The following is a 7,401-nucleotide window of genomic DNA, read 5'->3' on the forward strand; positions in this document are numbered from 1 at the left end:
CGCCCGTCCGGTTCTCAGGGGGCGGTGGCGCAGTAATGCGCTGCTGCTACCCGACGCCGTCCACGGCGTTGATGACGCCGGCAAAGCGGTGCTGATCAAACCTCGTGTATCTCGCGACCAGCTGAGTGCATTGATCGCCCAATTGCCGCCGTGCGTAATCGGTATGGAAGCGTGCTCGGGAGCACACTACTGGGCACGCGTGTTCCAGAAGTGCGGCCATACAGCGAGGTTGATGGCGCCAAAGCTGGTCGCTCCCTACCGGATGTCCGGCAAGCGCGGCAAAAACGACGCGGCTGATGCGGCCGCTATTTGCGAGGCGGTGACGCGACCCAGCATGCGTTTTGTGCCGCTCAAGGACGAGCATCAGCAGGCTACGCTTTGCCTGCATCGGACGCGACAGGGATTTGTCGAGGAAAGAACAGCGACCTACAACCGGTTGCGTGGCCTGCTCTCGGAGTTCGGAGTGGTTCTACCGCAGAGCCCGGAAAAGCTACGGCTAGACATCGCGACTCACCTTGACTCGTTGCCCGGCTGGGCGCGGCCGTGCATCAGCGATTTGCTCGAGCATGCTGGCGACATCGAGGACCGGCTGGGCGAATATGACCGCGCGATTGGCGAGATTGCCCGGGAAGATGAGCGCAGCAAGCGGCTGATGCAATTACGTGGCATCGGTCCAACCACGGCCAGCGCTTTGCTGGCCAGCATTGGTGCCGGGCATGACTTCCGGAATGGCCGGCAGGTCGCGGCGTGGCTTGGGTTGACACCAGGACAGCACAGCAGTGGCGGCAAAGCCCGGCTGGGCAGCATCACGAAAACAGGCGACGCGTATCTGCGTAGTCTGCTGGTCCTGGGAGCTCGTGCCGTGATGGCCAACCTGGGCGACAAGCAAGACCGGTTCAGCAGGTGGGCCAGGAACCTGGTGGAGCGCCGCGGTTACTGGCGGGCAGCAGTCGCCATCGCAGCCAAGAATGCGCGGATGGCCTGGGCAGTTCTGAAGTACGGCGGCGACTTCAGGCGCGAGCCAGTGGCAGCGTGACGTGCGGAGCTAATCTACCAACAACTAACACGAACACCACGATAGTACACATGACTGGATAAAAGATCACTTTGCACTGCCAGCGGTGATGTGAAGTGGGTTGGACCCGCGCGGGGCGTACCTGGAAAAAATACAGGGAGCTCAATCCCGATATCCGAATGAGGTCCTCGCGCGCGTCTTTCATCAGGGTCCGGACCATTGGTCCAATATGACCGTTTGTAGCATTGCAGTCCTTCACCTTCTCACTTACACTAGCGAAGCAGCGCAGTACGTAAAGACATCAAAGCAACGTTGGGTTTGCAACCGACGGGGAGCCCTTGTAGCCATTTTGTGGGCGAGGCATATCATGAGAGGTAAAAATCATGGATATGCCGATGGACAAGAAACAGAAACGACGCACTGTCGCTTCGCAGGCAGCGGCCCGAGGGCTGCTGCCTGCCTTGCCTGAAGGGCTGCTGGACGAACTGGTCAAGGGGCCGATGACACCCGCGCAGGTCAAGGACCTGATGCTCGCCTTCAACAAGGCCGTCATTGAACGTGCGATGGGCGCCGAAATGAAGCTGCATCTGGGGTATCCATCCGGCGATCCCAGGCCGGATGGCCAGACCAACGAGCGTAACGGTGCCAGTGGCAAAACCATCATCACGGACCACGGTCCACTCAGGGTCGATCTGCCACGTGACCGTGACGGCAGTTTCGAGCCGATACTGATTCCCAAACACGAACGCCGCTTTACCGGCTTTGATGAGCGCATCATCGCCATGTACGCGCGGGGCATGAGCGTACGCGAAATCCAGGCGTTTCTGGCCGAAAGCTACGGTACGCAGGTGTCGCCCGACTTCATCAGCTCGGTCACCGACGAGGTGATGGCCGAGACACTCGCCTGGCAAAACCGTCCGCTCGAACCGATGTATCCGGTCGTATTCTTTGATGCGCTTCGTGTAAAGATCCGCAGCGACGGCGTGGTGAGCAACCAGGCCGTGTATCTCGCGCTGGGCATTCAGGCCGACGGCCAGCGTGACGTACTGGGCTTGTGGATCGAGCACACCGAAGGTGCGAAGTTCTGGCTCAAGGTCTTCAATGAACTCAAGACGCGCGGCTGCCAGGACATCCTGATCGCCGTGGTCGATGGCCTCAAGGGGCTGGCCGATGCGATTGGCACGGCCTATCCGCGCACGGCCGTGCAGACCTGCATCGTGCATCTGATACGCAACAGCCTGGAATACGCGAGTTACAAGGACCGGAAGGCTATCGCCGCGGCGCTGCGCCCGATCTACACGGCCGCAAGCGGGCAGGCCGCGCAGCAGGCGCTTGAGGCATTCGCTGCAGGCCCATGGGGCACCCGATATCCGACCATTGTGCAATCCTGGCGGCGTGCGTGGGAGAACGTGACGCCGTTCTTCGTGTTTCCACCAGAAATACGCCGGGTTATCTAACGACGAACGCCATCGAGAGCCTGAACATGCAGTTGCGCAAGATCATCAAGACGCGCGGGCACTTCCCCAATGACGAAGCGGCCATCAAGCTGCTGTGGCTGGCATTACGAAACGTGCTTGCAAAGTCCGTGCGCCATGCCTATGACTGGAAATCTGCGATGAACCAGTTTGCCATCCTGTTTGGCGAGCGGTTTACGCGGGCGCGCGGGTAACGTTTTTTTAACCGCCTCGCCCACAAAAATGCGGACAGGTTCGAAATTGTCGGTAGGTCTACGATCAGTGCGCGCTACCGTCCTGCCCTGATCGACTTGAACGTCGATGCCGAGGAGACCCTGTTGACGGAGCACTTCAAAACACTGCCCTGCTGTTACCAATCGCCATCGGGCAAGTTTTGGATCAAGGCAGCCTCTCGATTGTGATCAGCAATACCAGATTGCTGACAATGCTGTTGCCCGGTCTTGGCGTACTGTCGACAGCTGCGCTCGCATGCTATTTGATGGCTGGTCGTATGCGATGGGGCTCTTTGGCCTTCTCGGCTACATCGAGCCCGTGCTGCTGCTGGTGGTGTCGATTGGCTTGTTGGGTGAAAGCTTAACAAGGCAGAAGATTGCGACCTACGGGCCTATCTGGCTCGCGGTCAGCTTGATCGCACTGCATACCGCGTTGCAAATCCGCCGGTCACTTCGAGGAGGCTCGCGGTGCTTAACGTTAAAAGGCTAACGTTCGTGGATCTCAACGACCTCTTGGATTGACCATCTGACAAGCCTGGCACTGAGGGTCGTGAATACAAGATTGGGGCCGCCGTAGAGAGCGGGGCCCCGTATGAACGGTTTTTGCACGGCGTTAGATGCGGCTCGTTAGCTCTGGCAATACTGAAAAGAGATCCCCGACAAGCCCGTAGTCTGCGATCCCGAAGATCGGCGCATCCGCATCCTTATTCACGGCGACGATCACCTTTGAGTCCTTCATGCCGGCCAAGTGCTGGATCGCGCCAGAGATGCCAACAGCAATATACAGCTGCGGGGCCACAATCTTGCCGGTCTGGCCGACCTGCCTGTCATTCGGCGCGAAACCAGAGTCCACCGCTGCGCGCGACGCGCCCACCGCAGCGCCGAGCTTGTGTGCCAACGGGTCGAGCAGCGCAAAGTTCTCCGCGCTGCCCATGCCCCGCCCGCCCGAGACGACGATACGCGCTGACGTTAGTTCAGGACGCTCGCTTTTCGAGACTTCCCGACGCACGTAGCGCACCCGCTGGGTACCTTCGACCGCCTCGCGCGTGTCAATCGATGCGCTACCGCCGGTGGCCGGCGCGGCATCGAAAGCGGTTGCACGGATCGTCGCGACCTTGATCATGTCGTCGCATTGCACGGTGGCGATGGCATTGCCTGCGTAAATCGGTCGGTCAAACGTATCCGCCGTATGGATCGCGACGACGTCAGAAATCTGCGACGCGTCGAGTTTCGCGGCTACGCGCGGCGCGACGTTCTTGCCCGCGGCGGTTGCCGCGAAGAGCACGTGCGTATACGACGGCGCAAGCGCTAGCACCTGCACGGCCACATTTTCCGCGAGACCCTCGGCCAGATGTGGCGCGTCGATCAGGATGACCAGCTCGACGCCTTCAATTGCAGCCGCGGCGTCGACAGCGGCGCGTGCGTGATGACCTGCGACGAGCACGTGCACGCCGTTATTCAACTGGCGCGCAGCGCATACGGTGTGCAGCGTGGTTGCTTTGAGCGCTGCGTCTTCGTGTTCGGCAATGACGAGGGTAGTCATCAGATCACCTTTGCTTCGTTCTTGAGTTTGTCGACAAGGGCAGCGACGTCCGCGACGCGTACCCCTGCCTTGCGTGCGGCCGGCTCGACGAATCTCAGCATCTTCAGCCGCGTCGCCGGATCCACACCGAGATCGTCAGGCGTGACCGTGTCTATCGGCTTCTTCTTCGCCTTCATGATGCTGGGTAGCGTCACATGGCGCGGATCGTTCAGACGCAAGTCGGTCGTTACGACGGCGGGCAAATCCAGCTCAATCACTTCAAGGCCGCCGTCTACTTCGCGTGTCACAGTGGCCACGTCGCCCTGAATCTGGATAGCGCTTCGCGAACGTTGCCTGTGGCCAGTCGAGCAGTGCGGCGAGCAATTGGCAATTGGCCGGTCTGACCTGCGTCGTCGTCGATGGCCTGTTTGCCGAGAATCACGAGTTGCGGTTGCTCGCGCTTGACCGCAGCTCGCAGCAGCTTCGCGACCGCTAGCGGCTGTAGTTCGGCGTCGGCCTGGATATGTAGGCCGCGATTTGCGCCGATAGCAAGCGCCGTGCGCAGAGTTTCGATGCTCTGCACCGGCCCGCAGGTGATTGCGATCACCTCACTGGCGTGACCAGCTTCCTTAAGACGTGTCGCCGCTTCGACTGCGATTTCATCAAACGGGTTCATCGACATCTTTACGTTAGCGATGTCGACGCCGGTTTGGTCCGCCTTTACGCGAACCTTCACGTTGTAGTCAACAACGCGTTTGACTGCTGCCATAACCTTCATGTTGCTTTCCTTGTTGCGCGGGAGTGAGTTTGGAAGCGCGCGGCACGTCAGCCACATGTCGCCCGTTCGATGATGACGAGTGCAGCATGGGGCGCATGCACTTCAATGTGCGCTTTAGCGTCATTCTGCGTTTCAACGCGCGCTGGCTCAATCTCGAAGGCTTCGCCGTCGGCGAGGCGCGTAGCGACATGCGCTTCGCGGAGCATGAGCGTTTTGCCGCCCCTGCATGTGCGCAAAATGCTAGCCCCACGCAGTGTCAACACGAGCGCGATGCATCCGGACGGCACGTGCATTGTTGCGCGTAGCGGCACGATGCGGGCGGTGTAGCGCCCGCGAGTGACCATTGCGTTGAGCTTGACGATCGAGCCATCGTGCAAGCTGGCGTGCCACTCGGCGTCGCCGTCGTATTCCGATGGGTGTCCAGGTTGCAGATCGACGCGGGTCGGGCCGTTATCGAGCGTGACACCCGCGCCCGCCACGACGAGCGAAACGCGGATCATGCCGACAAAGCGCGAATACGAACCGTTGCATTCGACGTCTGCGAGGCTGATGCGCCAGCCGCCATTGTGCCAGGCCTTCGGTGCGAATGAAGCAAGCGGCCGTACCGCGAGGCCGGCGGAAGCCACTGCGTCACGAAACGGCGCCGAGACCATATTTGCCGCTCAGCAGCGCGCCGGTGGCGAAACGGTTGATTGAGTATGGCTCAAGCGACACGTCGGCAGGCTGGCCGAGCGCGGCCTGGGCGAGGATCTTGCCAACCGTCGGCGAGAGTTTGAAGCCGTGACCCGAGAAGCCATATCCGACCACCAGCCCCTCGATACCAGGCAGGGCGCCGAGCACTGGATTCCAGTCCGGTGTCACGTCATATACTCCCGTCCACGACGATGCGATGCCGGCCGTCTCGTACGCGGGGAAGCGTTCCGCGACCTGTGCACCGACATCGACAATGTAGTCCATGGGGATGTCGCCCTGTTCGGTGTCAGCCGTGTTCAGTTTCTCGCCGACCACGCCCTCGCTGACCAGCATCTGATTTCCACCGTAGCTTCGGTAATACAACATGCCTTCGGACGCGAGATCCTTGAACACCGGCATCTGAAACGTATAGGGCGCCTCTGCGCATTCGAGCGCGAGCACTGCGTGACGTTCCGGCGCGATCGGCAGCGTTTTGCCTGTCCATCCCGCCAACTCCGGCGTCCAGATGTTTTGCGTGCTGATGACGGTGCCCGTAGCGAAATCGCCCGCGTTCGTCGACACCCCCACTACCTTGCCATTCTCGATCAGCAGCTGGTTCACCGTGACGTTCTCCCGGATCGTCACTCCGCCGCGTCGTGCAGCGCGCGCGAAGCTGGTTGCGGTGAGGTACGCGTCTGCGAAGCCCGCTTCCGGTTCATAGCCGATCAGCGCCGCGTTGTCGAAGTTTGCAATTGGCAAGCATTCCTTTGCTTGGCGCGCGTCGAGCAGCTCGAGCGGAATGCCCTGCGCCTTCTGTTGCTCGAGCGATGCACGAAGCGGCTCGAGCTTTTCGTTGTCCGCCGAGACGATCATATACCCGCATTTGACGAGACCGCACGACGCTTCGTCGTCGCCCAGATAGGTGGCGAAGTCGTTGAAAACGGACCACGACCTGCGCGCCAACTCGACGTTTTCCTTAACGGAGTAGTGCGTGCGCAGAATGCCCGACGACTGCGACGTCGTGCCCGCGCCAATGGTGGCGCGGTCGAGCACCAGCACTTTTTTCGCTCCGAGTTTTTGCAGGTGAAATGCGACCGAGCAACCGATTACCCCTGCTCCAATCACCACAATATCGTAGTTGTTCACGGACATATCCTTGACTGAGATGGTGATGCAAGTCTGCCCCCGTTGGCCAGCGCCGATGTTTCTATAAACAATACTGATGGCAATTCATAAGATTTCCGCCATTTAAAATGGGGAGACACGGACTAGCTTAGCTGCGTGGCACTATTCGGGATGGAATGAAAAATTCAATCTCGGCATTCGCCCAAGGCACTTACTTCGCGATGGCTTCGATCGCCGTCGCGTTTCTCATTGGCCTCTCGACCAGATGCCTAGCACAGCGTCTTGTGCCAAAGGCAGCGGCATCAGTGATTGGGGAGATCGTTGGAATACTCGTACTGGTCGCGTCATCAGCGTACTTCTTCACTAGGTCTCGTGGATAACCCCTTCTCTGGCCCTGCGTCAGTTCGTGGTCCATAAGCTTCGCTTATATCAACCGTATCCCATCGCGAAACCGTTAGGCTGACAAAACCTTCGCAAAGAACCTGGCTTTATGAATACTCAGCTTGCATCCGCGCAAAACGAGCGCGAGTCGATGGAGTACGATGTTGTGATCGTCGGTGGCGGCCCCGCCGGGCTGTCTGCCGCGATCCGCCTGAAGCAGC

Annotated in this window: 6 protein-coding genes and 2 pseudogenes; 4 read left to right on the forward strand and 4 right to left on the reverse strand. The window is 60.0% G+C overall.

From position 1 onward, the window contains the following. Window positions 1-40 precede the first annotated feature (40 nt). The 3 genes and pseudogenes from ACOJB8_RS40370 (at window position 41) to ACOJB8_RS40380 (ending at window position 3,192) form a co-directional block, all read left to right on the forward strand. The gene (locus ACOJB8_RS40370; RefSeq protein ID WP_475017822.1) at window positions 41-1,036 is read left to right on the forward strand and encodes an IS110 family RNA-guided transposase; all 996 of its coding nucleotides are present in this window, start codon (window positions 41-43) and stop codon (window positions 1,034-1,036) included. A gap of 374 nt (window positions 1,037-1,410) precedes the next feature. Then, window positions 1,411-2,684: pseudogene (locus tag ACOJB8_RS40375) on the forward strand (IS256 family transposase). 274 nt (window positions 2,685-2,958) lie between these two features. Further along, complete coding sequence (locus ACOJB8_RS40380) at window positions 2,959-3,192, forward strand: hypothetical protein (protein ID WP_475017816.1); 234 nt, start codon at window positions 2,959-2,961, stop codon at window positions 3,190-3,192. 123 nt (window positions 3,193-3,315) lie between these two features. Here the strand turns inward: ACOJB8_RS40380 and ACOJB8_RS40385 are convergent, their stop codons facing one another. The 4 genes and pseudogenes from ACOJB8_RS40385 to ACOJB8_RS40400 all read right to left on the reverse strand — a co-directional run bounded on the left by ACOJB8_RS40385 (window position 3,316) and on the right by ACOJB8_RS40400 (window position 6,820). After that, window positions 3,316-4,245, reverse strand: coding sequence for an electron transfer flavoprotein subunit alpha/FixB family protein (locus tag ACOJB8_RS40385; protein WP_475017818.1), 930 nt, complete (start codon window positions 4,243-4,245; stop codon window positions 3,316-3,318). Continuing rightward, window positions 4,245-5,002: pseudogene (locus tag ACOJB8_RS40390) on the reverse strand (electron transfer flavoprotein subunit beta/FixA family protein). Before ACOJB8_RS40390 ends, ACOJB8_RS40385 begins: the two are co-directional and overlap by 1 nt. Before the next feature lie 47 nt (window positions 5,003-5,049). Continuing rightward, on the reverse strand, window positions 5,050-5,628 hold the full coding sequence (locus ACOJB8_RS40395; protein WP_176733027.1) for a HutD family protein: 579 nt from the start codon (window positions 5,626-5,628) through the stop codon (window positions 5,050-5,052). 4 nt (window positions 5,629-5,632) lie between these two features. Further along, window positions 5,633-6,820, reverse strand: coding sequence for an NAD(P)/FAD-dependent oxidoreductase (locus ACOJB8_RS40400; protein ID WP_475017820.1), 1,188 nt, complete (start codon window positions 6,818-6,820; stop codon window positions 5,633-5,635). A 469-nt stretch (window positions 6,821-7,289) separates the two neighbouring features. Here ACOJB8_RS40400 and ACOJB8_RS40405 point away from each other — a divergent pair. Next, window positions 7,290-7,401 (forward strand): FAD-binding protein (locus ACOJB8_RS40405; protein ID WP_475017824.1); only part of this gene is annotated, 112 nt, incomplete at its 3' end.

This window comes from Paraburkholderia sp. BR10141 (assembly GCF_056155635.1).

Coding starts and splice junctions, on each gene's coding strand:
- ACOJB8_RS40380 (WP_475017816.1), top strand. CDS start 2,959: ATGCTATTTGATGGCTGGTCGTATGCGATGGGGCTCTTTGGCCTTCTC.
- ACOJB8_RS40385 (WP_475017818.1), bottom strand. CDS start 4,245: ATGACTACCCTCGTCATTGCCGAACACGAAGACGCAGCGCTCAAAGCA.